The 15,829-nt window shown below is 44.4% G+C and carries 14 protein-coding genes; 3 read left to right on the plus strand and 11 right to left on the minus strand.

The annotated features are described in order from the left end of the window. Positions 1-4 precede the first annotated feature (4 nt). Positions 5-361 carry an SH3 domain-containing protein gene (locus E2L07_RS11830; protein ID WP_134229652.1) on the plus strand — a complete coding sequence of 119 codons (357 nt, stop codon included), beginning with the start codon at positions 5-7 and terminating at the stop codon, positions 359-361. Positions 362-606: 245 nt separating this feature from the next. On the opposite strand, the gene E2L07_RS11835 is transcribed toward E2L07_RS11830, so the two are convergent. The 8 genes from E2L07_RS11835 to E2L07_RS11870 form a co-directional block, all read right to left on the minus strand. Continuing rightward, entirely contained in the window at positions 607-3,996 is a 3,390-nt protein-coding gene (locus tag E2L07_RS11835; protein WP_134229653.1) for a UvrD-helicase domain-containing protein, read from the minus strand. Continuing rightward, on the minus strand, positions 3,987-6,854 hold the full coding sequence (locus E2L07_RS11840) for a PD-(D/E)XK nuclease family protein (RefSeq protein ID WP_166740069.1): 2,868 nt from the start codon (positions 6,852-6,854) through the stop codon (positions 3,987-3,989). The genes E2L07_RS11835 and E2L07_RS11840 overlap by 10 nt, the downstream gene beginning before the upstream one ends. After that, complete coding sequence (locus tag E2L07_RS11845; protein WP_053430611.1) at positions 6,847-7,314, minus strand: GNAT family N-acetyltransferase; 468 nt, start codon at positions 7,312-7,314, stop codon at positions 6,847-6,849. The genes E2L07_RS11840 and E2L07_RS11845 overlap by 8 nt, the downstream gene beginning before the upstream one ends. A gap of 146 nt (positions 7,315-7,460) precedes the next feature. After that, positions 7,461-7,835, minus strand: coding sequence for a YisL family protein (locus E2L07_RS11850; protein ID WP_010899127.1), 375 nt, complete (start codon positions 7,833-7,835; stop codon positions 7,461-7,463). Positions 7,836-7,968: 133 nt separating this feature from the next. Then, positions 7,969-8,871: an arginase gene (gene rocF, locus E2L07_RS11855; RefSeq protein ID WP_053430610.1), complete on the minus strand. Its 903-nt coding sequence runs from the start codon at positions 8,869-8,871 to the stop codon at positions 7,969-7,971. A 406-nt stretch (positions 8,872-9,277) separates the two neighbouring features. Beyond that, a complete protein-coding gene (crcB, locus tag E2L07_RS11860) occupies positions 9,278-9,661 on the minus strand; it encodes a fluoride efflux transporter CrcB (protein ID WP_010899130.1) in 384 nt (127 codons plus the stop codon). Next, positions 9,658-10,062 carry a fluoride efflux transporter FluC gene (locus tag E2L07_RS11865; protein ID WP_053430609.1) on the minus strand — a complete coding sequence of 135 codons (405 nt, stop codon included), beginning with the start codon at positions 10,060-10,062 and terminating at the stop codon, positions 9,658-9,660. The genes crcB and E2L07_RS11865 overlap by 4 nt, the downstream gene beginning before the upstream one ends. A 265-nt stretch (positions 10,063-10,327) precedes the next feature. Further along, the gene (locus E2L07_RS11870) at positions 10,328-10,810 is read right to left on the minus strand and encodes a YusW family protein (protein WP_053430608.1); all 483 of its coding nucleotides are present in this window, start codon (positions 10,808-10,810) and stop codon (positions 10,328-10,330) included. Between the two features lie 136 nt (positions 10,811-10,946). Between E2L07_RS11870 and E2L07_RS11875 the strand changes: the two genes are divergently transcribed. Further along, positions 10,947-11,393: a YusW family protein gene (locus tag E2L07_RS11875; protein WP_053430607.1), complete on the plus strand. Its 447-nt coding sequence runs from the start codon at positions 10,947-10,949 to the stop codon at positions 11,391-11,393. 131 nt (positions 11,394-11,524) lie between these two features. Continuing rightward, positions 11,525-13,255, plus strand: a complete 1,731-nt coding sequence (locus E2L07_RS11880) for a methyl-accepting chemotaxis protein (protein WP_053430606.1) — start codon at positions 11,525-11,527, stop codon at positions 13,253-13,255. A gap of 19 nt (positions 13,256-13,274) precedes the next feature. Here the strand turns inward: E2L07_RS11880 and phoU are convergent, their stop codons facing one another. The 3 genes from phoU to pstA are packed head-to-tail and all read right to left on the minus strand — an operon-like array spanning position 13,275 to position 15,680. Further along, positions 13,275-13,919, minus strand: coding sequence for a phosphate signaling complex protein PhoU (gene phoU / locus E2L07_RS11885; protein ID WP_041821728.1), 645 nt, complete (start codon positions 13,917-13,919; stop codon positions 13,275-13,277). Positions 13,920-13,939: 20 nt separating this feature from the next. Then, entirely contained in the window at positions 13,940-14,776 is an 837-nt protein-coding gene (gene pstB, locus E2L07_RS11890; protein WP_010899135.1) for a phosphate ABC transporter ATP-binding protein PstB, read from the minus strand. Between the two features lie 19 nt (positions 14,777-14,795). After that, positions 14,796-15,680, minus strand: a complete 885-nt coding sequence (pstA, locus tag E2L07_RS11895; protein WP_053430604.1) for a phosphate ABC transporter permease PstA — start codon at positions 15,678-15,680, stop codon at positions 14,796-14,798. Positions 15,681-15,829 lie beyond the last annotated feature (149 nt).

The raw sequence follows: 15,829 nt of genomic DNA on the forward strand, positions 1-15,829 counted from the left end.
TTTCATGCTTTATATCGTAAAAAAGAGACATCGCACGAATTACCCAAACCCGATTACGCTTGTGAAGGGACAATCTGTCCATATAGGCGAACAATATAGCGGCTCTGAGCCTTGGGAACACTGGTATTTCTGTCAAACAGCGGATGGTAGTTTAAAAGGCTGGGTTCCGAAGCAACTGCTTGCGATCGAAGGCTCAAAAGGAGTAGCATTGGACGACTATACAGCGACAGAACTAAACGTGGACGTAGGAGAAATCGTAGTGAAGCTAAAAGAGCTAAACGGCTGGATTTGGTGTCGTCAGCAAACGAGCGGTGAAGTCGGCTGGATTCCGAAAGAAAACGTGGAGAAACGAGTTAAATAATGAGAGTTTTTTCTTTTCTGTCCTCACTATATGCATTTAGAACCTTTTAAGGATAAGACTCTACTGAAGCTAAACCTGAAATCTACAAATGGTTGTTTCTATACTAAAGGAAACTACTACTAAACTCGAGCTGTTTCACGACCTCACTTCATTTTTTACTAGACCATTAGTACCCTTTCCAACTCTATTTATTATGGCAGCACCTTGGCTACGGATGCTGCCTTTGACAGTTTCACTGAGGCGGGTTATTTTTTCACGCCAAGTTGTTCGTAGTCGAAGCGATTCGCCTTCCTCTTTCGTAAATCGACGAGCTGCTGAACATGCTTTCGCACTCTTGCGATGACACCGGAGCGGTCCGTTAAAGAATGAAGAGGCTGCTGTTGGTCCCGTACAACAAAGAGCGAAGCCGACTTGACGGGAACATGACATAGCTGCTCGTAGGCCTCTGCATACAAAGCAAGCTGTGGTTCATAAAATCGAAGTAATTCTGCCCCGGAGCGACGAATTTGATTCGTTTTAAAATCAATGATATGGTACTCGTTTTCGTTCTTCACGATTTTATCTATTTCCCCTACAATTTCAGCTCCTTCAAAGGAAAAAGAGAACGCCCATTCATTCGCGACAGGTTCACCCAACCATTGTAGGGAATGTTGGTTCACTCCACGAAACAACCTTTGAATATGTTCCTCGTAATGCTTTCGTTCATCTTGGGTCCAATCATGCGCTGCAAGGGTCATCTCTATACTGCCAGCAAGGGTTACTCCTTGATCTACGAGTTCAAACACTTTATGAGCCAAGCTTCCTACCTTAGAAGGATCAATATTTGAATCTTCTTGTTTCGTTTTTGCTTCGTGTTGAACGCTCGTCTCTATTCCGAGAATGTAGCGCTCGTAATAGGCGACCGGGTCTTGGATAAATGTCATCATTTCAGTTACAGACAATGGTACAAGTTCCGGCTGACGGGGAACGATTGGCGGAACCTTGTATGTCTGAATGTCTTTTTCCCAACGATCATGGGATGCAACGTCTTCTTCGATCTTTAAGTGAGACCTAAGTTCAGGCATTTCCTCTAACGCTTCTTCTACTTCGTATAGCCATGACGAGGTGGAAGGTTGTTCCTTACCTGTCATCCATAAGTAGTCACGTGCACGAGTAGCGGCCACATAGAATAGCCGTTTATTCTCTGCCATTGTAGCAAGATCGGCTTGCTCTTTAACAAGCGCAAAGGCAGGCGTCTCTAGTTTCACCACTCCATCATCCTCTTCCCATTCATGACGAAGGACAATGCCCATTTCTCGGTCGTAGCGAACCTGTCCTTTGTCCCGTTGCGGAACACGGTCAAGCTGTGGCAAACAGACGATCGGGAATTCAAGACCTTTCGAAGCGTGAACGGTCATAATATGGACGACGTTTCCTGCCACTTGCTCAACTTCGGCTTCTCCTTCCTTTTCCACCTCTGCTTGAATCAAGTCAAAACGTTGGAGCAGTTCTTCCAACACGTTCGTCTTCCAACCGCTCATCACATCGATGAGCTTTTCTACATTCCTCACTTTTTGCATTCCGTTTTCCTGAACAAAAAGAGACATCTTTAATCCTGTTTGGTCGAACAACTCATACAGGTGATCGATTAATGAAGGGACTGGACGGAACGGAACCCACCGATCAAGCCATGTACGCAACCTTACGAAAGCGTCCGTAACGACGGGGCGTTCAGCAAAAAGACTGGCCATCTCCTTATCAACGACAATATCAAACCATGTTAGTTCATCGGAAAAACGTTCCTTGACAAACATTAGATCATCGAGCGTTAGTCCGAACATTGGACTTCTAAGCAATGCAAAGAGATAGAGCTCTTCAAACGGGCGGTCAAGCCACCGTAGCAGTGTCACGAAGTCTAGAATTTCCTGTCGTTCGTAAAAGCCAACACCGCCATAGACGTGGTACGGAATACCTTTATCGCTTAGCGCCCGTTCTAAGGCTAACAATTCCGTCCGCACAGGAATCAAGATCGCCATATCTCCCCAATTCGGTGAACGCCACGATTCACCGTTCCATACCGTCGGCTCCCCTGTTCGCACCATCTCTAGCAAGCGATCGGCAATATGGTGATAGGGTACCTGATCATTATCCTTTTCTTTCTCCGTTGTTTTTGTTATGTGCAAGCTCACCCGGATGTCATCCTCTTTTTCTGGTTCTCTCGCAGGAATGAGAGAGGCGTAAGGGACTGAATGAACGCTTACGTCTTTCATTGCATGAGCAAACAGTCCGTTTACTACATGAATGACAGGGGCGGTTGTTCGGTAGTTCGTATTCATCTCAATAAATTGCGCCTCTTTCTCATCCCGTGCCTGTTCACTCATTTCATTCATCAGCGTTACATCGGCTCCGCGAAAACGGTAGATCGATTGTTTTCCATCACCGACAAGAAACTGATAGGAAGGGTTGATCTTTGTGAGCACATCCATTTGCATTTGATTCGTATCTTGGAATTCATCGACCATCATATGTTTGAACTGGTCATGGCAGCTTTTCTGCACGTCCTCCTGATCCAACAAACAAACAGCATTCCTCTGCAAATCAGAAAAGTCGAAAGCACTTAAAAGTTGTTTCCGTTCTTTGTAGCGAGCCGCAAAATATTGCAACAAGTCGATAAAGGCTGTAAGAACCTCCTTTGTTATTGGTTGTACCTCTACCGAAAAAGAGGTCCATTGTTTTTTTAACCCTTTCCACTCATCATAGAGTTGTTGAAAGGCTGGTGCTTTCTCCCCCCAGCTTTTATGCCCTCGTGCTGGCATGGCTGCTGTCAGCGTTTGTACATATAAATCTGGCGCTTCAGGATTAAGCTGATGAAAACAGCTGAGTAGATTGTGAATGTGATCTTTGAGCGCTTTCGTCAAGCTTGGATCATTTCCATCGATCCGATCCACTAAACGAGACGCTTTTTCATGAAACACCGCGATCTGCTGTTCTTTTTCGAGAAGGAGTGCATGGGTTTGCACATTGAGCATCGCATCACCATCCAAGCGTTTAAATACGTCGTCATCGGCATGAATGTCTCGAATGTGTTCGTATACTTGGAGTAGAGAAGACTCAAGGGAACGCTTCGTATAGCATTCAAGGAGCTTTGCGAACAAGGGACGTAAAAGTGCGTCTTGGAATAGATCGTCAAGTATCTCTCGTTTCATGATCGCTGCTTCCACTTCATCTAATACGATAAATGTTGGCGGAATGCCCGCTTCTTGCGCATACTCTAATAAGAGCCTTTGACAAAAGCTATGAAACGTACTAATTCGTGCCCGTTCCAACCCTTCTTTTTGCTTTTGCCAAAAAATCATCTGCCCCGCATCACCGTGGGCCTTCGCTTCTTCTACTTTTTCGAGCAACCGTTGCCGGATTCTTTCTTTCATTTCACGTGCTGCCTTCTCCGTGAATGTGATCGCCACCAGCTCGTCCACCTCAGCACCAAATGAAGCCTCTAGATCATTTTGTGTTTCCTGCCATTTTTGTTCACAAATGTGGACAAAGCGCTCTGTCAGAACGCGAGTCTTCCCTGAGCCGGCTCCAGCCGACAGAACGACGAGCGGAGCCCGGCTAAAAATCGCTTGTTCTTGCTCCTGGTTAAATGTTATTGCCATGAAGTTTCTCCCTCCTCTCGCTGTTCAGGGGTTACGCGACAGACTGCATGATAGGGGCAGCTTTTACTGCAATCTAGCGGCATCACAGAAAAGTCTTCATGCATCCCTTGCCAGAGCTGTTCGATTCTCTCATCCAAGTTGAACGCATGAAGAAAGTCAATCGTTCCAAGCTGCTCGTGGCGATTTTTGCAAAAAGCCGATACGCGAAAACGCGAACCTTTTCCCACATGTTCTGGCTTCCAAAGCCCATTGTTTGCTCGTTTTTCTGGTTCCTTAAGCGAGATGTAGGACGCCCCATACGCTTTTTTCTCCTTCAGTTGCTGTCCAGCAGCAATCATGTACAAAGGGAGCTGTAGCTTTAATCCAGACGGGACATCTTCCTCCATCTTCAAATGGGCTTGTCCTGTTTTATAGTCGTAAATCGTAAACCCTTCATGATCCACATCGATTCGGTCGACTTTTCCTGTAAGCGTAATGGTCGTCCCGCTTGGTAACCGAATCGGCAATGACACTGATCGTTCCAAGGAATAGATGGCCATCTCCTTGACCGGTTCATGATCCCAAAAGTGTTTTCGCTCCGCTTTCCACCACTTTCTTAACCGTTTCAGCCATTCACGTTTTATGAGCTCAAGCTCTAGTCGAGATAAGCTGAGATACCGCTGCTCTATTTCTTCCCAAAGAGCTAAAAATACCAATTCTACTTTTTGGCCGATCCGCCCTTTATCTGTCTCAGATAAGCGATGAAATGGTTGTCCGATCAAGTCTTCTTCCTCATAAATGCGCTCGATGACTTGATGAATCAAATAGCCAAGATCGAGCGGTGAAACGCGTACTTCTTTTTTCATTGGTTCCTTAACATTGAAGATTCGCTCCATTCCGAAACGAAATGGACATCTAGCATATTGTTCAAGGGCGGTCACGGATAGGGTATACTGGGCGGAGAGCGGCTCTGATAAAGTTTCCTCCCCTGTTTTCAACCGCTCGACGTGTTGATGGATACGCTCTATTTCAGGAGATAATCCATTGATGACGTAGCCTTTCCCTAAAAAATGCGCAGCTTTTTCTTGTTGTTCTCCTACCGTCAATGCAAAAGGGGCCTCCATTCGTTTTTCAAACGTCCATTCATACGTCTCTGTCGCCACATACCGATCCAAAAAGGGCGAAGGTAAGAACGGTTCGTTCGGATTCATCCCCTTAATATAGGAGAAGACAATTTCTGGAGCGATATAAAAGAGCTGGTCAAAATACGCCTCTTGCTTCATTTTAAACACGTGTTGTGTTGGAGCGCCGTACGGAATTGGCAAAGAATATAAATCTCGCTCCTGCACATAACCTTGGAGTGAATGGGGAGCTGGAAACGTACCTTCATTCATACTTGTCACATACAGTTTATCCCCTTGAAACAGCGGCACGTCTCGCCACGTATGGATGGAAACACCGCGCTCTCGTCCTTTCTCAATCGTGAACTTTTTCCGCTCGAGCTGATAGTGAAGCCATTCCCTAAACAGGTCAAGGCGAATCGTAAATGCCATGAGACCTTTTTCTTCTAATTCTTGTCGCTTCTCTTGCACCAATGACTTTAAATAGGTCATGACGTGTAATTCAAATGCGATTTCCTGCGCTCGCCACGTCTCATGGCTCTCTCGCATGCGTTGCTCATAAAGGGAAGACAGTTCACTATCGTCCAGTAATCTTTCAAGCTGATGCAAATAAGCTAAAAACGTATCTCGCTTCCGCCAAACATTCCCGCGTACTAGCTCAATCAACCGTCCAATCCCCTCATCCGCTACATCCCCCGTTGCCAAAAACGACTTTTTAGCCAATGCAAAGCTCGCACCGCTCGTAAACGTGAGCTTCATGATTAGTTCTAGCAGTGGCAGCTGCTCCCAGCTTGTAGCTGCGCGGCTCGGCATGCGGAGAACGTAATCAAGCCAATGGAGAATAGCTGAATCTCTAGCCGAACGTCGCTTGGAACGTTGCAATGGCACACCTAAAAATTTCGCCACTCGAAAAAGGACTGCTTCATCCGCCTTTTCATCTGCTAGTACAATTCCAAACGCATCATACGGCTTTTCGCTCAGTATAATGTCTTGCATCAATCCATAATATTGTTCTTCTGTCGTCGAGGCCGCCTTTACGGAAATACTTTCTGTCATAAGGTCGTTCCGATGATGGACCGTTTTCTGTTCAAACCCTAACGAAAGTAGATCGTTTAACGTTTGTTTGGCAATCGCAAACGTAGCTTGCGGGAGGTAAACATGAAAGGGAACATCCGCTTTTTTCAAGGCCGTGATCAATCGATATTGCAACGGACTGAAATCATAAAAGCCGTCCACGACAACAGCTCCTGTCATGAGCGATGGACGTTTACTCAAGCGATTCGCTGCTACCAGTATTTTTTGTTCGGGGTCAAGTAGCCGATTTTCGTTAACGGTTGCTTGTTCATATCGTTTAAATAGAGGCTTTAACGACTCAAGTCCAGCGGTATATTCCTCTACCTCTAAGCCTAACCGTTTGATTTGACCATATGTATCAGCATAGGCTTTCGCCTGATGTCGATCATGTGTACCACCTAGTGCGTCTTCCTCTAAAAATTGCTGAAAAAACAAATGCCGGTCTTCTTCCCCAATCGCAACATAGGATTCTTTTGTCTCGTCTAAAATGAGCTCCGCAAGATCATCAAACGTGATGTAACGAATGCCTGGCTGCCGTTTTCTTCCGAGAGATAACCATTTTGCCGATGGAAGAATGTAATAGAGAGGCGTCCCCGTCATTTGCTGCCACTGAAACCAGTGCGTAAGACGTTTTCTGTTGGCAATCTCCTTCACTGTTGATTCATAGACTACTTGTTCAGCCACCGTCATCCTCCTTCCTGCTTGGACGAATCATTTCTACGTGTGGAATGCCATCTTCCACGTATTCTTCTGAGCACGCATGAAAACCGTGCACTTGATAAAAAGCTTGTAAATGAGCTTGGGCCTGTATTTGAATCGAAGGTGCACGTTCGAATGTATGTAAAAAACCGATGGCTTGCTCCATTAATGTATGCCCAAGTCCTTTACCACGTCCACTTGGAGCGATAATGACTCGTCCGATGGAGGCATGCTCATCGTATTTGACACCTGTTTGAAAAAGGCGAGCGTAGGCCAGTATCGTTCCATGATCAATCCCAAACAAATGACTCGCTTGTTGATCGTACCCGTCAAGTTCAGAGTAAGGACAAGCTTGTTCTACAACGAACACGTCAACCCGTAACCGCAAAAGCTCATACAATTCATCTTTCGTTAACTCTTGAAACGTTTTGCAGTGCCACTTCAACGGACTTCCTCCCTTGCTATTTGTACTCCTAGTGTATCACATTCAAACATACGTTTGGTTATTTAGAAAAACTTGGCTTGTTGCCCCGATCATTAGGCAAACATGCAAAAAGAGAGCAGCGTTTAGGAAGCGCCACTCTCCATGTCTTAAAACGAAATCACATTATAGCCGATCAATGCGACGAGCACAAGACAGGTGATGAATACAATCCAATAGATACGAGCCTGCTGGCCGATCGTTCCTTTGGACGTACGTGTCAACAACATCTCCATCGCATAGATAAGCACGATTGCAAGAACACCTTTTACGATAAACAAGAAAGCAAACTGCCAGTAGACGAGCATGCCAGCCCCTGTGATTAGCATGATCACAAAGAATAACCGGACGATCATATGAAGGATTTTTCCAGCCTTCCCTTTCCCTGCTTTGATCAAAAAATAGCTAACGAGAAAGAGAATAATTAAAATGGCCCATGATCCGCGGTGAGATTCATAGAAAATGTTATAAAGTTCTGGTGACAATTGTTACGCCTCCTTTCCCAATCTAAATCTTCCCGTTTCTTGTCCATTATAAAGGATTGAAAACGGATTTACCAAAATCATCTCCTCCCGTCACAAAACTGTTAGATTAAAAAATCTACTTTTTATGAACCCGCTACAAAAGTTTTTCTCCGAACAATGAGCCCATCAGTTCAACAGCAACCTCCGCCGTCTTATTTCGCTCATCGAGAATCGGGTTTACTTCCACAAATTCTGCTGAGGTCACAATCTCGGCTTCGGCTAACATCTCCATCGCCAAATGGCTTTCCCGGTAGGAAATTCCACCGAGCACCGGCGTGCCGACACCAGGGGCATCATTCGGATCAAGTCCATCTAAATCAAGGCTCAAATGGACACCATCCGTCCCGTTTGACACGTGGGCAATCGCTTCCTCCATCACCCTCGTCATCCCTAGTCGGTCCACTTCATGCATCGTAAAAATTTTCATCCCATGTTCGCGAATATATGCCTTTTCCCCTTCATCCAATGAACGGGCACCGATAATGACAACGTTTTCTGGCTTTATTTTCGGTGCAAAGCCGCCGATTGATGTAAGTTTTTCATGCCCGATGCCTAAGCTTACGGCCAGTGGCATACCATGAATGTTCCCAGATGGGGAGGTTTCTGCCGTATTCAAGTCCCCGTGGGCATCATACCAGATGACCCCTAGTTGGTGTCGGCGCTTTGCCACCCCGGCTAACGTACCAATGGCGATGCTATGGTCCCCCCCTAGAACGAGCGGGAAGTATCCTTTCGCCACAGCTTTCTCCACATGGAGGCAGAGCTGCTCGTTCGCCTTGATGACCTCGCCTAAATTTTTTAAATTTGTTTTTTCCTCGCTTACTTCCCCGGGGCGATCAATCGGAATATCCCCCATGTCATCCACATGATAGCCAATTGATTGAAGCCTCTCAATTAATCCAGCATAGCGTAACGCACTTGGCCCCATGTCAACCCCCCGACGATTTTGTCCTAAATCCATCGGTGCTCCAATGACAGCAATTTTCTTTCGATCCATGTCTCTTCACCTCAGCTGTAAAGTCAAAGTTCCCTTATTTACTAGCAAAACATTTGTTCATCGCCTACTCTAGCTCTTTCTCTGTAATCACGAGAGTGGGGGTTGGTGACCTTGCTTGACTGCTGAATAGGCACTCAACATATTCATGTAACGATTTCCTTTAGGGCTCCCTCCTCAAACCCCTTCTACTTGCCCCATATTTTTCTGTTTGTTTTTTAATGGCTGCACTGTTCAAAACCGATCGCCTCCTTTAAGATTGACTGCCGAGAACGTTTACATAAAAATATACATTAATGAATAAAAATACTTTTTCTTCCATCCTTAGATTAATTATAACAGATCGACGTGGTCAACAGTATGATTTCTCTAAAAGGCAAAAAGGGAGATCACAATTGAGTGACCTCCCTCACCACGAACTCGTTCCATAAAAACCGAGAAGGAACGCGGCGATCGAACCGACAATGCTTAACAACACATAGGAAAAAAGCTTCTTCCACTCACGCTCCCTTATGAGTAGCACCGCCTCCACACTAAACGTCGAATACGTAGTAAAGGCACCAAAAAAGCCAATTCCACCGAAAAGATACCCTATATCATCATAAGATGCAGCAAACAGTTCATGATAATAAAGTCCGAAAAAAGCTCCTAACCCGAATGAGCCAAGCAGATTGACAACAAGCATAGCTATAGGAAAAGGCGGGTCTGGGAACCGCTTCATCATCCATTGACCGACAAGATAACGGGCAATAGCGCCGATGCCTCCACCAATCGCCACAATCAAGAGATTCATGAGCCTGCCACCTCTCGTTTCCGTCTCGTAGCAATCTTACTAGCAAGCAAATAGCCTAAGAGCGCGAATCCGATTCCGCCAAATAAGGACGCAGCCACATATATAAGAAAACTGAACGGATGGTGACTGTATAACAACACCGAGTCAGCCGCCAGCGTTGACATCGTTGTAAATCCTCCGCACAAGCCGACACCCAGTCCTTTCTTCAGCCATTCTTTAGGAACAATGACGAGAAACCAAGAAGTTAAAAAGCCAAGCAAAAAGCTGCCTACTATATTTTCAATGAGTGTTCCATACGGATAGCCAGTTGTTAACATCCACGTGTTGAGGAGAAAGCGAAAGTTCGTACCGATCGCTCCACCGATGCCGATGGCGACAATTTCCTTTACAGTCTGTCGCATGCTGAAAAACTCCTCCCAAAAGCAAACCTCTTCCTCCATTAAAAACGTTTTTCGTTCAGTATTCAACTGTGATGAAAAAAAGAATCCCGACCATGCTGATACACAAACTAAAATGCCGTCAATACAATGAACTACCGACTGACACATCTTTTAGAACAAAAGGTGATTGCGTCTAATGCCTTGAGTAGATGTCTGAGTCTAAAGTAAACGAAAACCAATAAAAAACCCTACGGCTATGAAGAACCGTAGAGTGTCTCATTCTTTTTTACACTTGATCCCGGTCAATTTCTAAGCGATCTTGTCCGGCAAAGGCAACTTCCATGTCAAATTCGACGACATTTTCTCGATCGAGATTGAAATAATCAAGGACTGCATCAATTACTTGATCTTCTTCCATATCTGGCGTGAGCTCTAGCGTATTGATCAATTCATCAATTCGCTCTCTAGCCTCTTCTCCTCTAAATGATTCTCCGGCTGCCACGTATTTGGCTTCCGTCTCATCCCATTCTTCCTCAAATTCGATGTCTACGACTTCATCATCTTCAAGCTCAATTTCTAAATCAAGCTTGGTGACCTCCCCTTCATCGCCTACTTCCCCTTCTTGTTCGGTCTCATCTACGGGGGTCTCATCCATCATCTCTTCGTCCTCTACAGGTGCTCCCGGCTGGTCTGCCTGTGGCCCACACGCAATGATCATGACACTTAATAACATCATTGAGAGGAATAAACCTAGTCGCTTGGACAACATTTTCATTAACCTCCTTTATGTATGTTCAATAAAAGCATGCCCCAGTCATCCACAAATTATGAACACGAATAAAGGCAAGTAGAGGGGGAACGGTATGGACAAAGGATGATAACAAAGAAAAAGGAGGCGCTTCCTCATGAAGTGGATGCTCAAATCTTTCGTCTTACTTTTAGGCTTCTCTTGTTTTTTCATTTCAATGAACCAATCGATTAGCTATGCAACTCCTAGCATCATTGATTTCGAACTTGAAATGGTTTTAAAGGATTACTCAACATATGACATTGAATACGAAATGAGTGAAAATGTACTAGACGCCACCTATAACGTCCCAAACGAACCGACCATAAAGGGGCAAGAAGCAGTTGAAAAAGTCCAATCGTTTATCGGAACATTGCAATTGCTGCCGAGCACGAGTAACATGCAAGCTGTTCAAAACGTTCTAACTCAGCTTCAGTTATCAAAGGACGATATTCACTTCTTTAAGTTAGAAGCTACATTTGACGGTGGAGCTACGCTTAATATCCACTGGGCAGGAAAGAACTGCTGTTGCAATGACTGTCAGCACAACAATGGACGCGATTAAAAAAACCTATAAACACGAAATGATTACCATTAAATGATAAAATTATAGGTATTTTTATGCGTCATTTACATTCCCTTAACAATTCATTGTTATGATCAAGCTTGACAGTACAATGAATTGGGGGTCTCAGCTTGAAACAAACGTTATCAAACAAACATAAAGGAAGTAGATGGGCAACAACAATTTTGGAAAAACTAAACTTGCGCCTCCGTCTCCTTCTTCTTTTTATCTCCGTTATGACTTTTTCAATTAGCATTGTCGGTCTTAGTTCATATTTCCAAGCGAGGGATGTGACGATGAAGACAATCGAAGACCGACTCGTTCGTGAAACAGAGTTAATGGAGTACCTTTCCGAAAATTTGCACTTTCTTTATGTTAGCGATCCAGAATACTTTATGCAGCAGCTCACGAGCAACGTCCGTTCACAACAGGCAACTCTTTTTGATGATGGGATCGCGTCAGATTATTTTTCCATCGTTCATGGTGAAATCAATCCTTTTATTGAACCGAACCATCTAACAGCACCATGGCCCGAATCCCTTGTGGAGCAAATCATTGACATGGGCCGTGGCCAAATTCATACAACGATTGCTGGTGATTCCTACACAATCTCGTTTCAAGAAATGGAGGCCATCGATGGAATTTATCTTTTAGCCGTTCCTACCGATACATATATGCACGAGATTAATCAAATGGCTTTGTATTCTCTCGTAATCGCAGTTGTTAGTTGTCTAATGGCTAGTCTGCTAATTCTGTTATTTGTTCGCTCCATTACAAAGCCATTGATGGCCTTACGCACATTAATGAAACGCGCTCAACTTGGTGAACAGAAACAGACCATTCCTGACACAACGATTCCTGAGCTTATCTCTCTTTATGAAAGTTACCATGCTCTAATGTCACAAATGACCCGAATGTTACAGGAGTTAAAGACAACAAGTCACGAACTTGAACGAACAGGCGCTAGACTGGAGGCTTCGTCAGAAGAGGCATTAGCATCTAACAGCCAAGTCGTACGAGCGATTCAGCTCGTGCAACAAGGAGCTGAGCAAACTGCAAGCCGTTCTGAACAAAATGCAGACAGATTTCACATTTTGAGTGATCAGCTCATGGACATGGTGAACAAAACGGACCATCTTTTTCAAAAAGCAGCAGCAATGAATGTCTCTGCTAAAGGAGGCGAAGCGAATATGCAGCAGCTGATTGAAACGATCCATACGTGCAAAGAAGATTTTCACCAACTGACAAAAACGATGAATCATGTAAGCGATCATGCCCTTTCGATTTCGGATCTCGTACAATTAATTCAAAGAATATCAGAACAGACGAAGCTCTTGGCGCTGAATGCATCTATAGAGGCGGCGCGAGCTGGAGATACGGGCAAAGGTTTTGCTGTTGTTGCCACAGAGGTTCGGAAGCTAGCAGAACAATCCTCCCAAGCAACAGACCAAATCACTCACTCGATTGCTTCGCTAGAAACGGTCACAACGCAAGCCTCGGAAGAATTTAAACACGTGCTTGAAAAAATGATGACACACCTGACAATTGCTTTTGATTCTAAAAACGCCTTTGATAAGTTAATGACCGATATTTCCGAGGTAGGTTGGAGTCTAACAAGCACTCAGGAAGATCTACACTCCATTGAACGGATCATTCCTGAGCTCGAAGAAACATTTCAACAGTTCATGACCGTCTCACAAGAGACGTTAGCAAGCACAGAGGAAATGATACATACAAGCAGCATACAAAGTGAGCAAGTAGCCAGTACGCACGCGATTGGCTTAGAGCTTTCAACACTAGCAAGCGCTCTTTCAACTAGGACAGAGCACTTTTCTCTACATGCAAAAAACACGTCGGCTTGACGTGTTTTGCTTTTAGTCTCTAATTTAAATCAAAGTGTTTCCCATTCACCTCATAGACGACCCACTCTGATACGTTCGTCGCATAGTCGGCAATACGCTCAAGATAACGGCCAACGAAAGCCATTTGTGTCACCTGATCAATCTCGATACTTTCTCTCGGCAGAGCGAACAGCTCACGAATAAACTGACCATACATCGTATCCACTTTATCATCTAATAGCGCCAATTTTTGCGCCATAAGCACATCAGATTTCTCATAAGCAACTAGGGCTTGTTGAATCATGCTTTGAGCAATCTGAAACATGTCAATTAATTGCTGTTTATAGTCGGGTAGACTGTCTGATTTAAGCCGACTCGATTGCTTGGCAATATCGACGACGAGGTCTGCAACTCGTTCAAGATCACCGGAAATTTTCAATGCGACAATCAATTTTCGTAAATCGGTCGCCACAGGCTGTTGTTTGGAAATAAGCAAGGTGACCTGATCGTGTAGGTCAAGTTCAAGCTGATTGATTCGCACATCCCCTTCAATAATGCTGTCCATCCGCTCAAGATCGAAGGTTTGAAAGGCAACCATCATCTCTTCGATAACAGTTTCCACTTGATGGCCCATCATTAAGATTCCTTGCTTTAAATAATCCAATTGGGAATGAAATTTACGCATTGACACGCTTTATCGCTTCCTTACCCGAAACGTCCGGTAATATAGTCTTCCGTTCTCTTATCAGAAGGATTGGAGAAAATAATATCCGTACTATCATACTCGACCACTTCTCCGTTTAAAAAGAATGCTGTTTTGTCTGAAATTCGAGCCGCCTGCTGCATATTGTGGGTCACAATAATGATCGAATACTCTTTTTTCAATTCTTGAATCAATTCTTCGATTTTTAACGTAGATTTCGGATCAAGGGCTGATGTCGGCTCATCCATTAAAATCACGTCTGGTTCGATCGCTAAACAGCGGGCGATGCAAAGGCGTTGCTGCTGACCACCAGAGAGACCGTAGGCATTTTCATGAAGACGGTCCTTTACTTCATCCCAAATCGCAGCCCCGCGCAAGCTCCGTTCGACAATCTCACTCAAAATTTTCTTGTTGCGGATGCCGTGAATTCTTGGTCCATAGGCTACATTATCAAAAATGGATTTTGGAAATGGATTGGGCTTCTGAAACACCATCCCTACACGAGTGCGCAACTCCTCCACTTGAAAGGATTTATCAAGAATGTTACGGCCACGATACGAAATGTTCCCAGAAATTCGCACGCTAGGAACGAGCTCAACCATACGATTTAACGTTTTAAGATACGTTGATTTTCCGCATCCTGAAGGACCAATAATCGCGGTCACTTCTTTTTCATAGATCGAAAGGTTGATATTTTTTAATGCATGATCCTTTCCGTACCATAGGTTCAAATCCCGCGTTTCATATGCAACGGTAGGTTCCCCTTGTATAACATGCTTTTGACGAGGTTGTGGTACAACAACCTCCACATTCTTCTTTTCCTTCACTGTTAATGCCATAATCGGTTCCCCCTAAACCTTAATATCGTTTTTGAAACTTGTTACGAATGATGATTGCCGTGGAATTGAGCAAGAACAAGACAAGAAGCAAGATGATGATGGTTGCCGCTGCCAGGTTGGCATATTCAGCCACTAATGCTGAGTCGATCGTCCAATAGTAAATTTGCACAGGCAAAATCGTAAAACGGTCCATCAAACCGCCCGGAAACGGAATAAGCAAAGCTGGGATGCCTAGAACAATTAACGGAGCTGTTTCTCCAATCGCACGTGAAAGCGATAGAATAGCCCCTGTTAAAATCCCTGGTAATGCTGCTGGTAGAATAATATTTTTAATCGTTTGCCACTTCGTTGCCCCTAAGCCGAAAGATGCTTCACTCAAATGGGACGGTATCGCCCGAATCGCTTCCTGACTCGCCACGACCACAATCGGTAAAACGAGTAAGGACATCGTCAATCCACCGGCGAGCACGACACTTCCTAAATCCATTGTGCGGACAAACACCGTAAGGCCTAATATCCCAAAAACAATGGAAGGTACCCCCGCCAAATTGGAAATGTTCGTTTCAATCAAAGATTGCAGTCGTCCTTTTTTTGCATAACACTCGAGATAAATTGCTGTCCCAACGCCTAAAAACATCGTAACTGGGGTAACAACCAGCATGAGCCATAACGTCCCTAACAACGCCCCCATAATCCCAGCTTTTTCAGGGTCTGATGAATGCCGTCCTGTGAGAAAGTCAAGATTGATCCAACTAGCGCCATCAGCAAGAACACGAGCAATCAACACAGCGAGCACAACCAAACCAAAGATCGTCGCAAGAAAAAATAGTCCTTTAGCCATTTGGTTGATCAGTACCCGACTGCTCATCTTTTTTTGAACGACGTTTGCATCAACATATTTCATCTTAATACTCCTCCCTAAATCTGCGTATTGTCAAAACTTTATATAAAAATAGGTTATTAAATCCTATATTAGAGGGCTTTATAAGCAAAAAAATTGCCACCCCCTTAAATTCTGTAGATAATTGAGGTTACCACAACACCCAATTCCAG

The sequence above is a fragment of the Halalkalibacterium halodurans genome (assembly GCF_004376175.1).
GTDB classification, from domain to species: Bacteria; Bacillota; Bacilli; order Bacillales; family Bacillaceae_D; genus Halalkalibacterium; species Halalkalibacterium halodurans.

Coding starts and splice junctions, on each gene's coding strand:
- phoU (WP_041821728.1), bottom strand. CDS start 13,919: ATGCGTAAATTTCATTCCCAATTGGATTATTTAAAGCAAGGAATCTTA.
- E2L07_RS11875 (WP_053430607.1), top strand. CDS start 10,947: ATGAAGTGGATGCTCAAATCTTTCGTCTTACTTTTAGGCTTCTCTTGT.
- crcB (WP_010899130.1), bottom strand. CDS start 9,661: ATGAATCTCTTGATTGTGGCGATTGGTGGAGGCATCGGCGCTATTGCC.
- rocF (WP_053430610.1), bottom strand. CDS start 8,871: ATGGATCGAAAGAAAATTGCTGTCATTGGAGCACCGATGGATTTAGGA.
- E2L07_RS11870 (WP_053430608.1), bottom strand. CDS start 10,810: ATGTTGTCCAAGCGACTAGGTTTATTCCTCTCAATGATGTTATTAAGT.
- pstB (WP_010899135.1), bottom strand. CDS start 14,776: ATGGCATTAACAGTGAAGGAAAAGAAGAATGTGGAGGTTGTTGTACCA.
- E2L07_RS11835 (WP_134229653.1), bottom strand. CDS start 3,996: ATGGCAATAACATTTAACCAGGAGCAAGAACAAGCGATTTTTAGCCGG.
- pstA (WP_053430604.1), bottom strand. CDS start 15,680: ATGAAATATGTTGATGCAAACGTCGTTCAAAAAAAGATGAGCAGTCGG.
- E2L07_RS11830 (WP_134229652.1), top strand. CDS start 5: ATGCTTTATATCGTAAAAAAGAGACATCGCACGAATTACCCAAACCCG.
- E2L07_RS11865 (WP_053430609.1), bottom strand. CDS start 10,062: ATGCGACAGACTGTAAAGGAAATTGTCGCCATCGGCATCGGTGGAGCG.